15 protein-coding genes are annotated in these 14695 nt (G+C 71.0%); 9 read left to right on the forward strand and 6 right to left on the reverse strand.

Translation table 11 applies throughout. The annotated features are described in order from the left end of the window. Window positions 1-13 precede the first annotated feature (13 nt). The gene (locus ABZ406_RS01760) at window positions 14-865 is read left to right on the forward strand and encodes an aldo/keto reductase (protein WP_357755240.1); all 852 of its coding nucleotides are present in this window, start codon (window positions 14-16) and stop codon (window positions 863-865) included. Between the two features lie 114 nt (window positions 866-979). On the opposite strand, the gene ABZ406_RS01765 is transcribed toward ABZ406_RS01760, so the two are convergent. Beyond that, window positions 980-1822, reverse strand: a complete 843-nt coding sequence (locus ABZ406_RS01765) for a helix-turn-helix transcriptional regulator (protein WP_357755243.1) — start codon at window positions 1820-1822, stop codon at window positions 980-982. Between the two features lie 102 nt (window positions 1823-1924). Here ABZ406_RS01765 and ABZ406_RS01770 point away from each other — a divergent pair, with 102 nt between their 5' ends. Together ABZ406_RS01770 and ABZ406_RS01775 are read left to right on the forward strand one after the other, a co-directional pair. After that, window positions 1925-2677 (forward strand): SDR family oxidoreductase, encoded by a 753-nt coding sequence (locus ABZ406_RS01770; protein ID WP_357755245.1) that lies wholly within the window; start codon window positions 1925-1927, stop codon window positions 2675-2677. 81 nt (window positions 2678-2758) lie between these two features. After that, window positions 2759-3745, forward strand: coding sequence for an aldo/keto reductase (locus ABZ406_RS01775; RefSeq protein ID WP_357755247.1), 987 nt, complete (start codon window positions 2759-2761; stop codon window positions 3743-3745). 25 nt (window positions 3746-3770) lie between these two features. Here ABZ406_RS01775 and ABZ406_RS01780 read toward each other — a convergent pair whose 3' ends face one another. Continuing rightward, window positions 3771-4286, reverse strand: coding sequence for a GNAT family N-acetyltransferase (locus ABZ406_RS01780; RefSeq protein WP_357755249.1), 516 nt, complete (start codon window positions 4284-4286; stop codon window positions 3771-3773). Between the two features lie 131 nt (window positions 4287-4417). Between ABZ406_RS01780 and ABZ406_RS01785 the strand changes: the two genes are divergently transcribed. The 3 genes from ABZ406_RS01785 to ABZ406_RS01795 are packed head-to-tail and all read left to right on the forward strand — an operon-like array spanning window position 4418 to window position 6870. Continuing rightward, entirely contained in the window at window positions 4418-4972 is a 555-nt protein-coding gene (locus tag ABZ406_RS01785; RefSeq protein ID WP_357755252.1) for an NAD(P)H-dependent oxidoreductase, read from the forward strand. A gap of 27 nt (window positions 4973-4999) precedes the next feature. Then, window positions 5000-6013 (forward strand): ATP-binding cassette domain-containing protein, encoded by a 1014-nt coding sequence (locus ABZ406_RS01790; RefSeq protein WP_357755254.1) that lies wholly within the window; start codon window positions 5000-5002, stop codon window positions 6011-6013. Then, window positions 6010-6870 (forward strand): ABC transporter permease, encoded by an 861-nt coding sequence (locus tag ABZ406_RS01795; protein WP_357755256.1) that lies wholly within the window; start codon window positions 6010-6012, stop codon window positions 6868-6870. The genes ABZ406_RS01790 and ABZ406_RS01795 overlap by 4 nt, the downstream gene beginning before the upstream one ends. A gap of 109 nt (window positions 6871-6979) precedes the next feature. On the opposite strand, the gene ABZ406_RS01800 is transcribed toward ABZ406_RS01795, so the two are convergent. Beyond that, window positions 6980-10291, reverse strand: a complete 3312-nt coding sequence (locus tag ABZ406_RS01800) for an AAA family ATPase (RefSeq protein ID WP_357755258.1) — start codon at window positions 10289-10291, stop codon at window positions 6980-6982. Window positions 10292-10449: 158 nt separating this feature from the next. Here ABZ406_RS01800 and ABZ406_RS01805 point away from each other — a divergent pair, with 158 nt between their 5' ends. Both ABZ406_RS01805 and ABZ406_RS01810 read left to right on the forward strand, forming a co-directional pair. Next, window positions 10450-10902 carry a helix-turn-helix domain-containing protein gene (locus ABZ406_RS01805; RefSeq protein WP_357755260.1) on the forward strand — a complete coding sequence of 151 codons (453 nt, stop codon included), beginning with the start codon at window positions 10450-10452 and terminating at the stop codon, window positions 10900-10902. Continuing rightward, entirely contained in the window at window positions 10895-11263 is a 369-nt protein-coding gene (locus tag ABZ406_RS01810) for a DUF4180 domain-containing protein (RefSeq protein ID WP_357755262.1), read from the forward strand. Before ABZ406_RS01805 ends, ABZ406_RS01810 begins: the two co-directional genes overlap by 8 nt. A gap of 4 nt (window positions 11264-11267) precedes the next feature. Here the strand turns inward: ABZ406_RS01810 and ABZ406_RS01815 are convergent, their stop codons facing one another. From ABZ406_RS01815 to ABZ406_RS01825, 3 genes are all read right to left on the reverse strand, one after another. After that, window positions 11268-11891 carry a hypothetical protein gene (locus ABZ406_RS01815; RefSeq protein ID WP_357755264.1) on the reverse strand — a complete coding sequence of 208 codons (624 nt, stop codon included), beginning with the start codon at window positions 11889-11891 and terminating at the stop codon, window positions 11268-11270. Between the two features lie 139 nt (window positions 11892-12030). Further along, window positions 12031-12936, reverse strand: a complete 906-nt coding sequence (locus tag ABZ406_RS01820) for a hypothetical protein (RefSeq protein WP_357755266.1) — start codon at window positions 12934-12936, stop codon at window positions 12031-12033. Between the two features lie 215 nt (window positions 12937-13151). Next, entirely contained in the window at window positions 13152-13499 is a 348-nt protein-coding gene (locus ABZ406_RS01825; RefSeq protein ID WP_357755268.1) for a beta/gamma crystallin domain-containing protein, read from the reverse strand. Window positions 13500-13697: 198 nt separating this feature from the next. Here ABZ406_RS01825 and ABZ406_RS01830 point away from each other — a divergent pair, with 198 nt between their 5' ends. Beyond that, entirely contained in the window at window positions 13698-14579 is an 882-nt protein-coding gene (locus tag ABZ406_RS01830; protein WP_357755270.1) for a cellulose binding domain-containing protein, read from the forward strand. Window positions 14580-14695: the final 116 nt, after the last annotated feature.

The following is a 14695-nucleotide window of genomic DNA, read 5'->3' on the forward strand; positions in this document are numbered from 1 at the left end:
CGAAGGAGCCGCAATGGCACTCACGATTCCCGACATCAGCCTGAACGACGGCACCACCATTCCGCAGCTCGGCTTCGGCGTGTTCCAGATCGAGCCGAAGGACACCGTCGCCGCGGTGACCACCGCCCTCGAGGTGGGCTACCGGCACATCGACACCGCCGAGATGTACGGCAACGAGGCCGAGGTCGGCGAGGCGGTACGCGTGTCCGGCCTCGACCGGGGTTCGGTCCACGTGACGAGCAAGCTGAACAACGGCTTCCACCGCCCCGACGACGCCCGTCAGGCGTTCGACTCGACGCTGGCGGCGCTGAAGATGGACTACATCGACCTGTTCCTGATCCACTGGCCGCTGCCGACCCTGTACGACGGCGACTACGTGTCGACGTGGAAGGTGCTGGAGGAGTTCCAGCGCGACGGCCGGGCCCGCTCGATCGGCGTCTCCAACTTCCAGGTGTCGCACCTGGAGCGGCTGGCCGACGAGGCGAGCGTCGTGCCGGCGGTGAACCAGATCGAGGCGCACCCGTACTTCGGCAACGACGAGGTTCGCGCCTACGGCCGTGCGCACAACATCCTCACCGAGGCGTGGTCGCCGATCGCGCAGGGCAAGGTGCTCGACGACCCGACGGTTGTCGACATCGCCGGGCAGCTCGACCGGTCCCCGGCGCAGGTCGTGCTCCGCTGGCACGTGCAGCGCGGCGACATCATCTTCCCGAAGTCGACCACCCCGAAGCGGATCGAGGAGAACACCCGGATCTTCGACTTCGAGCTCGACGACACGGCGATGGAGCGGATCACCGCCCTGGACAAGGGCGAGGCCGGCCGGCAGGGCCCGAACCCGGACACCTTCGCCTACCTGCCCAACTGACCTGGGTCCGCTGCTCGGCGGGCAGGTCTCCTGAATGCGTGATGCCTCAGAGTCATCTTGATGACCCTGAGGCATCACGCTGTTCCCGGCGGTCAATCACGCTGTTCCCGGCGCTCAGGAGCCGACGCGCTCGGCGAGCCGGCGGAACACCGCCTGAGTGGGCGCTCCGGGCTCGGGGACGTAGACGATCATCCGCTGGTCGGTCTCCGGAACGTGCAGCACCCGGCACTCGAACTCCAACGGCCCCAGCTCCGGGTGCGGCACCCGCTTGACGATGGGGCGGCGTTCCTCGACATCGTGCTCGGCCCAGAGCTGGGCGAACCGGGGTGAGGTGCCGAGCAGCTCGGTGACCAGCTCGCGGACCGCCGGGTCGGCCGGGTAGCGCCCGTAGGCGGCCCGCAGGTCCGCGACAGTGCTTCGCACGAATCGGATCACCTCGGCATCGGTCCAGCGGGCGCTGGTCACCGGCTGCCGGAACGTCCAGCGGATCATGTTGCGGTCCGCGTCGGGCACGGCCGCGAGGTCGCCCATGAAGTACGTGGCGAGCCGGTTCCAGGCCAACACCTGGTACGCGGCGTCGACGAGGTACGCCGGGGTCTCGGTCATGGCGTCGAGCAGGTGCCGCAACCCGGGGGTCACCTCCCGGCTCGGCCCGCCGACCGGTGGCGGATTTTCCCCGGCGATCCGGAACAGGTACTCGCGCTCGTCCCGGCTGAGCAGCAGCGCTCGGGCCATCGACGCGAGCACCTGCCGGGACGGGTGCGGTCCGCGGCCCTGCTCCAGCCGGATGTAGTAGTCGATGGACATTCCGGCGAGCTGGGCGACCTCCTGCCGGCGCAGCCCGGGGGTACGTCGGCGTTCGCCCTCGGGGAGTCCGACCTCGGCGGGGCGCAGCCGGGCGCGGCGGGTGCGCAGAAACGCCGCCAGTTCGTGGCGCCGCAGGCCGCTGCTCATCATGCCTCCAGCATGCCCCGGTCCGGGCCGGCGAAGGTGGTACCGCTGGTCCCAGCCTCGGGCCGTCTCTCCCCGGAGGGCTCCGGCGGGGACAGGCTCGACGGCATGACGAACATGATCGCCCTGATCACCGGGGCCAACAAGGGGATCGGCTTCGCCACCGCCCGGCAGCTCGGCGCCCTCGGAATGACAGTGCTGGTGGCCGCGCGGGACGCCGAGCGGGGTCGAGCAGCCGAACGGGAGCTGCGCGACGGTGGCGCGGACGCGGTGTTCGTGCCGCTCGACATCACCGACGCCGAATCGGTGACGGCCGCCGCGAAGTGGGTGGAGGCGGAGTACGGCCGACTGGACGTGCTGGTCAACAACGCCGGCATCGTCCTCGCCGACGGCGCGCGAGGGCTGCCCAGTGAGACGACAATGGCGACGATGCGCCGGCTCTACGAGACGAACGTCTTCGGGGTGGTGACGGTGACCAACGCGCTGCTGCCACTGCTGCGCCGGGCACCGGCCGCCCGAATCGTCAACGTGTCGAGCGAGGTCGGCTCGATAGCGGTGATGACCGACCCGAACGGCGCGCTGTTTGAGTTGACCTCCGTGCCGTACCCGTCGTCGAAGGCGGCGCTGAACATGCTCACCGCGATGTACGCCAAGGAGCTGCGGGACACCACGATCACTGTGAACGCGGCGAACCCGGGCTACTGCGCCACCGACCTGAACGGCAACAGCGGCTTCCGCACGGCCGAGCAGGGTGCCGAGGTGAGCGTGCACCTGGCGACGCTGCCGGCCGACGGGCCGAACGGGCTGCTCTGGGGCTTCCAGATGGACGCCGGCGGTGGGTACGGCGTGCTGCCCTGGTGACCGAGCGCTTGACCTGGAGTGCGCTCCAGCCGGCACTGTGACTCGTGCGCCCACCGGTAGGGCGCACGAGAGGAGACACCCATGCGGTACCGCACGATCGGCGCCGACCCGGCAACGAGGCGCGAGGTCAGCGTGCTCAGCCTCGGCGCGATGCTCTTCGGCAGCATCACCGATGAGGCCACCTCGTACGCGATCCTCGACCGGTACGTCGAGGCCGGCGGCACGTTCGTCGACACGTCGGACAACTACGCGTTCTGGGTGGGCGACGGGCAGGGCGGCCAGAGTGAGGAGTTGCTCGGCCGGTGGCGGCGCAGCCGGGGCGTCGGTGCCGAGATCGTCATCGCCACGAAGCTGGGTGCACGCCCGCTGGCACCGGGGACCAGCTACCTGGACAACGCCGAGGGACTGTCCGCCAAGGTCATCCGCGAGTCCGCGGAACGCAGCCGGGACCGGCTCGGGGTGGACCGGCTGGACCTGCTCTACGCGCACATCGAGGACCGGGCCGTGTCGCTCCAGGAGACCGTGGAGGGCTTCGCCGAGCTGGTGGCCGAGGGCACCGTGGGACTGCTGGGCGCCAGCAACCACCGGGCCTGGCGGGTGGAGCGGGCCCGCGCGTTGGCCGCCGCCGCCGGCCTGCCGGGGTACGAGGTGCTCCAGTACCACCGCAGCTACCTGCCGAACCGCACCGACCTGGCCAGCGAACTGGACCCGGACGGCGAGCCGGGCGGGGTCGGCGGTGACCTGCTCAGCTACCTGCGTGCCGAGCCCACGTTGACGCTGGTCGCCTACTCGCCGCTGCTCAAGGGTGCGCTCACCCGGGCGGACAAGCCGCTCGGCTCGGCGTACGACCTGCCCAGCGCTCCCCGGCGACTGGCCGCGCTGCGGGAGGTCGCCGGGGAGTGTGACGCCACTGTCAACCAGGTGGTGCTCGCCTGGCTGCTGGGCGGTGAGCTGCCGTCCATCCCGCTGGTGGGCGCCTCGTCGGTGGCGCAGCTCGAGGAGAGCCTGGCAGCTGTCGACCTGGAGCTGACCGCCGAGCAACGGCACCGCCTCGACACCACCTGGTGACCCGTCACCAGCCGCCCCGCCGACCTCAGGCCCCGGTCGGCGGGGCGGTCAGGTCGAGCTGCCAGTCGTTGGCCCGCATCATCTGCCCCGGCGGGTATTCGAAACCGGTCTCGCCGAGCAAAGTGAAACCAGCCTTGCGGCACACCGCATTCGAGGCGGGATTGTCGACCGAGGGGTATGCGTGGGCGTAGCGCCGGTCCCGTCGGGCGCGCGCCACGTCGAGCACCGCGCGCACCGACGCGGTCGCCAGCCCTTTTCCCCGGTACGCGGGCAGCACCGCCCAGCCCAGCTCGTACACCTGCTGCTCGCGCCACTCGCGCGCCCAGTAGCCGACGCTGCCCGCCCGGGTGCCGTCCGTAAGCACCAACGTGAACATGCACCCCTGCCCGGTGTCGGAGAAGTGCACGTACCTGTCGTGCCGGGCGAGCACCTGCTCGTCGGTCTCCGGGCCACCGGTGTGCCGGCGCGTGTCCGGTGAGTTGAGCTGCCGCAGCAGGTCGAGGTCGTCCTCGTGCCACGGCTCGATGCGCACGTGTGTCATCCCACTCCCCTGTTCGTCGACCCCAGTAGAGCCGACCCGTGCGACATTTCGCCCCGAATCGGTGTCCGCTAGATCGGATCTAGCGGGCTTCCCGCCGCCACCTCGCGCCTTCATGCTGGAAGGGGGTGGCCATGACACGGTTACGGATCGCCGTGATCGTCGGCAGCACCCGGGAGGGTCGGGTCGGCGACCGGCTCGCCCACTGGTTCGTCGAGCAGGCCGCGCGGCACGACGACCTGGCGGTCACTGTCGTTGACCTGACCGGGTACGACTTTCCGGCCACCTACCCCGCCGAGCCGACCACGTCCATCCGAGCGTTCGTCAGCGAGGTGGGCCGGGCGGACGCGTTCGTCGTGGTCACCCCCGAGTACAACCACAGCTTCCCGGCACCCCTGAAAGAAGCCATCGACTACGCGTACGACGAGTGGCAGGCCAAACCGGTCGGCTTCGTGTCGTACGGCTGCCGGTCGACCGGACAGCACGCTGTCGACCAACTACGTACCGTCTTCACCGCACTGCACGCGACGACGGTGCGCGACGTCGTCGGGATCGACCTGCTCGCCGGCGAACCGACCGCCCGGTGCACCGACGAGCTGCGCCGCGACCTCGACGCCCTGCTCGACCAACTGCGCTGGTGGGGTCTGGCGCTACGGGACGGCCGGGCGGCACGACCCTACGTCTCCTGAACACGTCCACCACGAAAGGTAAGGATCATGAGTAGACGCACCACCGGCCCGGCCATCGAGGCCGAGGGCCTCACCCGCTCGTTCGGGGACACCCGGGCGCTGGCCGGCATCGACCTGCAGGTGCCCGCCGGCACGGTCTACGGCCTGCTCGGCCCGAACGGCGCGGGCAAGACCACGGCGGTCCGGGTGCTCGCCACGCTGCTGCGACCAGACGGCGGCTCGGCCCGGGTCTTCGGGCACGACGTGGTCACCGAGGCCGACAAGGTCCGCTCCCGGGTCAGCCTCACCGGCCAGTACGCCTCCGTCGACGAGGACCTCACCGGTACGGAGAACCTGGTGCTCCTCGCCCGCCTGCTCGGCCTGCGCAAACCGGCCGCCCGGGATCGCGCCGCGGCCCTGCTGGCCGCGTTCGGGCTGACCGAGGCGAGCGACCGCCAGGTGAAGAAGTACTCCGGTGGGATGCGGCGACGCATCGACATCGCCGCCAGCATCCTGAACACCCCGGACCTGCTCTTCCTCGACGAGCCCACGACCGGCCTCGACCCGCGCAGCCGCAACCAGGTGTGGGAGATCGTCCGGGCGGTGGTGTCGCACGGCACGACGGTGCTGCTGACCACCCAGTACCTCGACGAGGCAGACCAGCTCGCCGGGCGGATCGCGGTCGTCGACAACGGCCGGGTGATCGCGGAGGGCACCCCGGGCGAATTGAAGTCGTCGATCGGCTCCGGCACCGTCCACCTGCGACTGCGCGACCCCGCGCAGCGCCCCGAGGCGGAACGGGTGCTCCGGGAGGCGCTGAACGTACCGGTGCAGCTCGCCGCCGACCCGGTCGCGTTGACCGCCCGCGTCGGCGAAGCCGGCACCGACCTCGACGCCAGCGCCCAGGCCGCTCGCGTGCTCGGCGACCTGGCCCGCGCCGGCATCGTGGTCGACAACTTCTCCCTCGGCCAGCCGAGCCTGGACGAAGTCTTCCTGGCCCTCACCGACCACCCCGCCGTGCCGACCGACGAGCGCGACGACGAACTGGAGGCAGCCCGATGAGCGACACCACCACCACCGCCACCACCGAACGGGCGCCGTCCGTCTACGTTCCGTCCGCCGAGGCGCTGGCGACAGTGCTCGCCCCCGGTGCCCGACCGCCCCGACCGAGCGCGCTGGGCGCGTCGCTCACCTTCGGCTGGCGAGCCATGCTGAAGATCAAACACGTGCCGGAGCAGCTTTTCGACGTGACCGCGTTCCCGATCATCATGGTGCTGATGTTCACGTACCTGTTCGGTGGCGCCCTCGCCGGCAGCCCACGCGAATACCTCCAGTTCTTCCTCCCCGGCATCATGGTCACCAGCGTCGTCATGATCACCATGTACACCGGCATCGGCCTCAACACCGACATCGAGAAGGGCATCTTCGACAGGTTCCGGACGCTCCCCGTCTGGCGTCCGGCCGCCCTGGTCGGCATGATCTTCGGCGACGTGTTGCGCTACATCCTCGCCGCCGTGGTGATCCTGGGCCTCGGGTTGGCACTCGGGTTCCGCCCCGAAGGCGGGGTGCTCGGGGTCGTCGCCGGGATCGGGCTGCTGGTGATCTTCTCGTTCGCGTTCTCCTGGGTGTGGACGTTCTTCGGGCTGATCCTGCGCAGCGAGAAGTCGGTGATGGGGGTCAGCATGATGGTGCTGTTCCCGTTGACGTTCCTGAGCAACGTCTTCGTCGAGCCGAGCACCATGCCCGGCTGGCTCCAGGCGTTCGTGAAGGTCAACCCGGTGACGCAACTGGTGGCGGCGATCCGCGGAGCCATGAGCGGCGAGTCGGACCCGTCGGCCACCATGTGGCTGCTGCTGTGGAGCGCCGGCTTCGTCCTGGTCTTCGGCACCCTGACGATGTACAGGTACAACCGCCGCTAACCCCCGCACCCCGCACCCCTCCACCCTCCCGCCCTCCCACCGACACAAAGTGCAAGATCGACGCGGGCTGGGGGCGGAGGGCTGGGCGGGGCGGGGGCTCGGGGGTTCGTTAGAGGCGCCAGGGTGGCGGGTCGGATGGAAGGTAGCGGCAGGTCGTGCCGGTGGAGACGGAATCGCGCAGGTGACTCGCCAGCGCCGGGTGTCGGTCGTCGAGCTTGCGCAACGTGTCGCGGATTCGCGCCGTCACCGTCTTGCGGGCCCGTTCGGCCTCGTCGCCCAGGCGACGGCTCCGACCGGCGAGGCCCGCAGCGGCGCGCAGCTCGTCGAGCAACGCACCCCGCTCGGCGTCCAGCTTGGACACCCTCCGGTCGTCGTCGCGGGCGGCGGCCCGGTCGATCTCCTCGTCGAGTCGGGCCAGGTGTCGCCGGTAGCGTGCCTTCGCCTCGTCGTCGAGCACCGGGTCAGCGCCCATCCGCCGGGCGGCGACCAGCTCCGGCCCGGCCGCCGGGTCGAGCAGTTCGACGGCCGGCACGTCGCTGCCCGGTCGGCTGAGCAGCAGGTGCAGGTCGTGCAGGCCCTTGGCGTCGGGCAGGTGCACCACAGCACCGTCGTACGCGAGCTGCCAGACCGGCCCGTCGCGCCGAAACTCGTACCCCTCGATCGCAGCCTTGACCGGCGCAGCCCGCCCGGGCGCGACAACCTGACCCCACCCGACGGCCTGGCCCAGCCCAGCAACCTGACCCGACCCGACGGTCTGGTCCGGGTGGTTGGTGTCGGCGACTGTCGGGGCGGCGAGTCGGCGGAGCACCTGCGTCATACCGAGGGCGGTCGCCTCCTGGACCGCGGCAGCGCGCAACGCCGTCGACGTCGTCAGGTCGCCGGGGTGGCCGCGGCTGGCGAGGGCGTTCGCGAGGCCGGTGCGGGCGAGCAGCGACCAGGGTCGGGAGCCCAGCCGGTCGGCGGAGTCCCGGGCGGCGGTGAAGCCGGCGATGGCGTCGTTCCAGCGATGCTGGGCGGCGTCGACCAGCGCGGACCAGTGGTCGACGGGGCCGCTGATGTCGCAGCCGAACAGCCCTACCGTCCACTCCCCACGGTGTGGGAGGAGCGCGGCCCGCGCGGCGTCGCAGCGCTGCGGGTCGGCGGAGGCGGCGGCGGCCTGCGCGCGGAGTCGGAGCCACAGCGGTGACACCGGGCGCGGGTAGCGGATGGCGGCGGCCTCGATGCCGGCGGTCAGCCGGACCGCCGTCTCGCCGTCGCCTCCCTCGGCGGCGGTGATCGCCCGCAGCAGCTCCCGGTAGGGGTAGTCGGTCGACGCGAGCCCTTCCACCAGGGCGGCGGCCTCGGCGACCCGACCCTGGAGCAGCAACCGGGACCAGCGCAGGTGGTGGCCCATGAACCCGAACTCGGCCTGGCTCGGATCGGCCTGGCTCGGATCGGCCTGGTGGGTGAGGACGGCGAACCGCTCGTCGGCGGTGGCGAAATCGCCCCGGAACGCCGCGATGATCCCGCTGTCGACGGCGGCGGCCATCCGGTGGCGGGCGAAGTGGCCCTGACCTTCGGCGTCGACAAACGTGGTGAGCTCATCGACGAAGCGTGGGTCGCCCAGTTCCAGCAGTGCCACCCAGCGCAGCGAGGTGGCCCACAGCTCGGTCTCCCGGTCGCCGGTCCGCCGGGCGACGTCCCGGATCTCGGCGGTGAGCGCGGCGCGGGCCGTGGCGGTGCCGAGCCCCCAGGTCGTGTCGTGGCGGGCCCAGAGGCTGAAGGTGAGCGCCTCGTCGTCCTGCCCTCGACGGGCGATCGTCTCGCTGGCGGTGATCAGGTCAGCGACCAGGGCGCCGACGGTCGCGGTGGCGTCCGGTTCGCCGATCAATCTGCGGTACGCCTCGCGCACCAACTCCGCCGCGTCGGTCGACTGGGCGGTGTCGACCTGGCGGGAGCGGTTCACTGTGAGCGCGACCCGGGCCAGGAGCACCGGGTCGTCGAGTGAACGGGCCAGCTTCGCGGCCTCGGCCAGCAGCTTCGTGACCTCCTCCCGGGCGGCGTGGTGGTAGTGCGACTCGGCGAACTCGACGAGGACCCGCACTCGCTGAACGGGGTCGTCGACGACCTCGAGGGCTCGACGGAAGTGCAGCGCCGCCTCGTCCCCGGCCAGCCGGGCGAAGGCGTCCCGACCGGCGGCGACGAGCAGTGTGACCACGCGGGCCCGGTCGAGCGCGGGGCCGGCGAGGTAGGCGTGGCGGGCGAGGTCGGCCGGGATGAGTCGGTCGGTCAACTCCTGAAGATCGTCGACCGCCCGGACGACAGTGCCGTGCCGGGCCCGCCGGTCGTCGTCGGTCAGCCCGTCGTAGAGGGTTTCGCGGACCAGGTCGTGGGCGAAGGTGAAGCGGCCACCGCCCCGGGCGACCACCAGTCGGGCGGTCACCGCACGGTCGAGGAGCCTGTCGACCTGCGCAGCGGGGGCGGGCACGCAGGCCGCCAGGACCTGACGGTGAAACTCGCGACCCAGTACGGCGGCGACGGTGAGCGCCTCCACCACGGGGGCGGGCAGTTGGGCCAGGCGGCGGCGCACCGCCTCGCGTACGCCGGGTGCGATCGCGCCGACCGCGTCGTCGGCGTGCCACAGCCGCGCGGTCTGCTCGACGAAGAACGGGTTGCCTCCGGTGCGACGGTGCACCTCGTCGACCAGGCCGGGCTCGGGCTCCCGCCCCGCGGTCCGGGTCATCAGTGCGGCCACCTCATCGCGGGAGAAACCGGTGAGGGTGATCGTGGTGGCCTTGGCCACCAGCGGCATCAGCAGCGGTCGCAGCGGGTGCTCGCCTGACTCGACCTCGGCGTCGCGGTAGGTGCCGACCAGCAGGAGCCGCTCGAACCAGGTGTGCTGCGCGGCGAAGCTCAGCAACCGCAGGGAGGCCGGGTCGGCCCAGTGCAGGTCGTCGAGGACGACCACTACCGGCCGGTGTTGGGAGACGGCGACCAGCGCGGCGGTCACCGCGTCGTACAGCGCGAACGCCTCCTGGTCGGCGACGTCCGGGCCACTGTCCACGCCGGACCAACCGACGAGGCGACCGGCCGGCTCGCCGCTGGCGCCGGACTGGCCGAGCAGAGCCGTGAGGGCCGGCTCGGCGGGCTGCCGCGCCACCGCCCAGTCGTCGGCCGAGCGCCGCAGGGCACGCAACACCTGCGTCCACGGCCAGTAGCCGGGGGCGCTGTCGGAATCCCAGCAGGCGGCCCCGAGCACGAGCGCGCCGCGCTGTCGGGCTTCCCGGGCCGCCGACGTGACGAGAGTGGTCTTGCCGATGCCCGGCTCGCCGGTGACCAGGACGAGGCCGCCGTGGCTGGTGGTGGCCCGATCCACCTCGGCGCGCAGCAGGCTCGCGGGGTGGTCCCGCCCGATGATGGCGTCGTCGCGCCGCGCGTCCATGGTTTCCAGACGGTACTGGAACTGTCCGACAGCGCCAGGGAGTTGCCGGACGACGGCGCCTGGTGGCCGGGCGGGGTTCGGGTCCTTTGGAGCTGATGTCGTCAACGAGTCGATCCCGTTGTTCCTTATACTTCCCTATCCGGCTAGTATAGGGAGCGATGACGGAAGAAATGTTCTCTGTTGAGCAGGTGGCCGACCGGCTCAACCTGCACGTGCGCACCGTGCGCGGCTACATCCGCTCGGGCCGTCTCGGGGCGGTGCGGATCGGCAAGCAGTACCGGATCGCCGCCAGCGACCTCGACGCCCTCACCGGGCAGGCCCCGCCCGCCGTCACCGCCGGCGGGCAGGCGGAGGTGTCGAGCATCGTGCAGATCGACGGTGTCGACCGGGCCGCCGCCGACCGGCTCGGCACGCTCGTGCTCACCAGCGCCAACACCGCCCACGACCAGGCCCACCCGCTACGCGTGCAGACGGTGCACGACGAACAACGCCACCGCTTGAAGATCATCATTTTGGGTGACCTGGCCGCCACCGCCGAGTTGCTGAACCTGCTCGACGCCGTGCTCAACGCCGACAACGGCCTGCTCAACCAGGAGGTTCGCGATGTCTGACGAGATCCAGGAACGCGCCGGGGTGCCGGTGCTGGTCTGCGACCCGGCGGGGCCACCGGTGGCCACCGAGCAGGACGCGCTGGACCTGATCGGCGCGGCGTTCCTCGGCGCCCAGGTGGTGGCCGTGCCGGCCAACCGGCTCGACGAGCGATTCTTCTCGCTGGGCACCCGCTTCGCCGGCGACGTGATGCAGAAGTTCGTCAACTACCGGGTGCGGCTGGCCGTCGTCGGCGACATCTCGGCGCAACTCGCGCAGAGTTCCGCGCTGCGCGCACTGGTGCACGAGTCGAACCAGGGCGGGCAGATCTGGTTCGTGCCCGACCTCGACGCGCTGGACACCCGCCTCCGCACCGCCCGATAGCAGGTCAGCGGTCGGGCCGGATCGCTATCTCCACCGCGTCCGGCTCCACCGCCCTGACCCGAGCCCGCTCGGCCGCCCAGCGCAGATAGGCAAGCCACTCCTCACACGACCACCCGTTGCGGCGGCCGACACCCGCCTCGGCCGGGAGTTGGCTGGCCACCACACGGTCGAGGATCAACGGCTGCACACCGCCCGCCCCGCGCCGGTAACCGGCGAAGTAGAGGACCTTTGTAAACAAACCGGGCCCCAACCACGGCAGACGAGCGTCGTCGGGGTTGCTGAAGCGGCGGTACGCCGTGCGCAACGCCTCCTCGGCGGGCGTTGGGGCGGACACCTCCTCCAGCGCGTACGCCAGGCGTTTGCCGTCGGGGTCGGCGGCGAGTGACCTGGCGGCGCGCCACGGGCCGTACCCGATGGGGCCGTAAGCCCAGGCCAGCACGGCCGTCAGCAGGTGACGTGGACCCGCGGCGCCAGCACGGCAGGCCTCGGCCACCGCGAAGACGTCGCGACGCCAGACCTCGCCACTCGCCGGGAAGGCGTCGGGCCACGCGTCAGGTGGCAACCCTTTCCGCCAGCGATCCACCCGCACCGTGACCGGGGCTCGCTCTTCCGAAACAGGAGTACTCATCTTGTCCTCCCTCGACTCGCATCCTTGTCCGGACGCTATGGCCGAGGCGCACCCACGACAGCCCGCTGACGCCATATCGGGGGAACGAACACGAACGGTGGCCGCCCCTGGCTTCGGGACGGCCCACCGCACGTCGGTGTTACGGGGTGGCGCAGATGGCGTACGCCGTGTCGGACCAGTTGCCGGCGAAGGCGTCCTCCTCGTACGCGCCGGACGCGACGGACGTCGGGGCGGTGGCGGGGCCGCCGTTGGGGCGGAAGTCGTCGACGATGCCCTCGCCGGTCACCCCGTTCAGCTCGTAGCCGGCGCCGGTCAGCACCTTCCCCACCGGGCAGGTCGCCGTGACGCTGCGGAAGTCGAGGGAGTTGCTGACCCCGACAGTGGAGGCGCGCACCAGGCCCGCGAGGGGGTTGGCGCAGATGGCGTACGCGGTGGCGGACCAGTTCAGGGCCGTGGCGTCCGACTCGTACGCGCCGACGGTGACCGCTGTGGGTGCCGTGGCGACGCCACCGTTGGGGCGGAAGTCGTCGACGACACCTTCGCCGGTGACGCCGTTGAGTTCGTAGCCGGTGCCGGTGAGCACCTTCCCGACCGGGCACGTCGCTGTGACGCTGCGGTAGTCGACCGAGTTGCTGACGCCGGCAGTGGTGACCCGGACCAGGCCGGGCAGCGGGTTGGCGCAGATCGCGTACGCCGTCACCGACCAGTTTCCCGCGAACGCCTCGGTCTCGTAGGCGCCGACGGTGACCGCTGTCGGTGCCGTGGCGACACCGCCGTTGGGGCGCAGGTCGTCGACGATGCCTTCGCCGGTGACGCCGTTGAGTTCGTAGCCGGTGCCGGTGAGCACCTTCCCGACCGGGCACGCCGCCGTGACGCTGTGATAGTCGGCCGAGTTGCTGACGCTTGTCGCGGCGACCCGCACCAGACCGGGGACCGCGGCGGATGCCGGGCTCGCCGGGGCGAGCACCGCTCCGGTCGCGAGAAGACCGAGCACGAGTACGGAGGCGCGAGCGCCGAACCGGCGGGGTGTGTTCTGGGTACGCATGTGTTTCTCCCGTCTGAGGCCGGACGGGGCGGCAGTGCGACGCCGACGTCGAGGCCGTTCGTGATGACGGGTTCACGCTAGGTAGCCACCTGACCAGGCATTATCTCCAAGCCGACTACGTCGCGTTACGGACCGGAAGGGCGTCCTCCCGAAGCCCTGACGTGACGCGGAGGACGCCCTTGATCACCGACGCGGCCGAGGTGGTCGGCCGGGGGTCACCAGATCCGCACCTCGTACACCCGGACCGTGCGGCCGAAGTCCACTCCGTGCCACTTGTCGACAGTGCTCGTGTGATAGCGGCCGTCGGCCTCGTAGTTGACAGTCACCTTGTTGTTGCCCGACGTGTAGTGGAAGACGCCGCCGATGTTCACGGCCGTGACGCCCCGGCTGGCGAAGCACTTGGCCATGCCGACAGAGCCGAGCGTGATGTCGAGCTTGAGGAAGTCCGTCCGGGTGCCACAGGTGACGGAGTTGATGGCGAGGGCGGGGCTGGCCGGGAGCGCGATGGTCAGGGCCAGGCCCACCACCGCACCGAGGGCGATCTTCTTGACGTGCGTCTTCATCTACGCAGGGGTCCTTTCTGTTCCGGTGGGAGTGGTGTCGTACGCGCCACCACTACGACCGGGACGACAGGGTGGTTCACCTCGATCTGCTTCCGATTCCGGGAACCCTGCCGGGGGCCGTTCGAGCCTGACCGCCCGCGCCTCGCCAACGAGTGAGATATTTCATTGATGTTGATAGATGGCGGCTACCATTCGGGCATGCCCGCTCGCCGCGTCACCGCCGCCATCGCCCTCGCCGCGCTGGCGAGCCTGCTCGCCGTCGGTGTGGCCCGTGCCGACGGCCCGGCCATCAGCACCCCCGGCACCCCCACGGTGGTGTCCAACGATCCACATCAGCTCACGCTCAGCTGGGCGCCCTCCGTCTGGGTCGAGCCCGGGGCCGAGCAACCGATCAACTACGAGGTGCAGGTGCCGCTGGGGCCCAACACGTACCGTTTCCTCGGCTCCACCACGGACACCACGATCACGGTGACCGACCTCGCGCCCGGCACGACGTACCGAATCGCTGTTGCCGCCCGCGCGCTCGGCGGCTATTCCGACACCTCGCCCACGACGACGGTGCGGACGGCCAGCGGCCGTGCGACTGTCAGCTACCTCAACCTGGACTGGTCTCCGACCAACAACCAGATCCAGTACCTCCTGAAGGTGACGAACACCGGCACCGGGCCGTTGGACCTGAGCACCGTGCGGGTGCGCTACCACCTGCGCTTCGAGGGCGGCAACACCTCACTGGTGCCGAACTGCGACTGGGCCGCGGTGGGCTGTGACCGGGTTCGGCAGACCGTGCAGTTCTTCGTCCCGCCGGGCGGGCCGCCGTCCGCGCTGTCGACGCCGGCACCGCCGAATCCCCCGCCGGGCACTGCCGTTCCCGGTTGGGTGGAGCTGACCTTCACCGGTGGCACGCTCGCGCCGGGCCAGTCGACCGGGCCGATCCAGCTACGGCACCACCGGCAGAGCTGGAGCACCATCGACGAACGCGACGACCCGAGCTGGCTCACCGCCACCGGCCAGTGGACCGAGAACGGGCGGATCACACTGGACGTCAACGGGGTACGCGAGTTCGGCGACACCTCCTCCTGACCTTCCTGACCACGCGGCGGGCGACCGGCATGCCCCGGGTCCGGGTGGCCTTTTCCCTGACGAGCGTGATGCCTGTGAGTCATCACGATGACTGACAGGCATCACGCTTCTCGGGG

This window comes from Micromonospora sp. NPDC005710, from assembly GCF_040630995.1.
In the GTDB taxonomy this organism is placed as follows: domain Bacteria; phylum Actinomycetota; class Actinomycetes; order Mycobacteriales; family Micromonosporaceae; genus Micromonospora.

What these genes read in the sequence shown, in the direction of transcription:
- ABZ406_RS01760 (WP_357755240.1), top strand. Translation starts at nt 14, where the DNA reads ATGGCACTCACGATTCCCGACATCAGCCTGAACGACGGCACCACCATT.
- ABZ406_RS01765 (WP_357755243.1), bottom strand. Translation starts at nt 1,822, where the DNA reads ATGATGAGCAGCGGCCTGCGGCGCCACGAACTGGCGGCGTTTCTGCGC.
- ABZ406_RS01770 (WP_357755245.1), top strand. Translation starts at nt 1,925, where the DNA reads ATGACGAACATGATCGCCCTGATCACCGGGGCCAACAAGGGGATCGGC.
- ABZ406_RS01775 (WP_357755247.1), top strand. Translation starts at nt 2,759, where the DNA reads ATGCGGTACCGCACGATCGGCGCCGACCCGGCAACGAGGCGCGAGGTC.
- ABZ406_RS01780 (WP_357755249.1), bottom strand. Translation starts at nt 4,286, where the DNA reads ATGACACACGTGCGCATCGAGCCGTGGCACGAGGACGACCTCGACCTG.
- ABZ406_RS01785 (WP_357755252.1), top strand. Translation starts at nt 4,418, where the DNA reads ATGACACGGTTACGGATCGCCGTGATCGTCGGCAGCACCCGGGAGGGT.
- ABZ406_RS01790 (WP_357755254.1), top strand. Translation starts at nt 5,000, where the DNA reads ATGAGTAGACGCACCACCGGCCCGGCCATCGAGGCCGAGGGCCTCACC.
- ABZ406_RS01795 (WP_357755256.1), top strand. Translation starts at nt 6,010, where the DNA reads ATGAGCGACACCACCACCACCGCCACCACCGAACGGGCGCCGTCCGTC.
- ABZ406_RS01800 (WP_357755258.1), bottom strand. Translation starts at nt 10,291, where the DNA reads ATGGACGCGCGGCGCGACGACGCCATCATCGGGCGGGACCACCCCGCG.
- ABZ406_RS01805 (WP_357755260.1), top strand. Translation starts at nt 10,450, where the DNA reads ATGACGGAAGAAATGTTCTCTGTTGAGCAGGTGGCCGACCGGCTCAAC.
- ABZ406_RS01810 (WP_357755262.1), top strand. Translation starts at nt 10,895, where the DNA reads ATGTCTGACGAGATCCAGGAACGCGCCGGGGTGCCGGTGCTGGTCTGC.
- ABZ406_RS01815 (WP_357755264.1), bottom strand. Translation starts at nt 11,891, where the DNA reads ATGAGTACTCCTGTTTCGGAAGAGCGAGCCCCGGTCACGGTGCGGGTG.
- ABZ406_RS01820 (WP_357755266.1), bottom strand. Translation starts at nt 12,936, where the DNA reads ATGCGTACCCAGAACACACCCCGCCGGTTCGGCGCTCGCGCCTCCGTA.
- ABZ406_RS01825 (WP_357755268.1), bottom strand. Translation starts at nt 13,499, where the DNA reads ATGAAGACGCACGTCAAGAAGATCGCCCTCGGTGCGGTGGTGGGCCTG.
- ABZ406_RS01830 (WP_357755270.1), top strand. Translation starts at nt 13,698, where the DNA reads ATGCCCGCTCGCCGCGTCACCGCCGCCATCGCCCTCGCCGCGCTGGCG.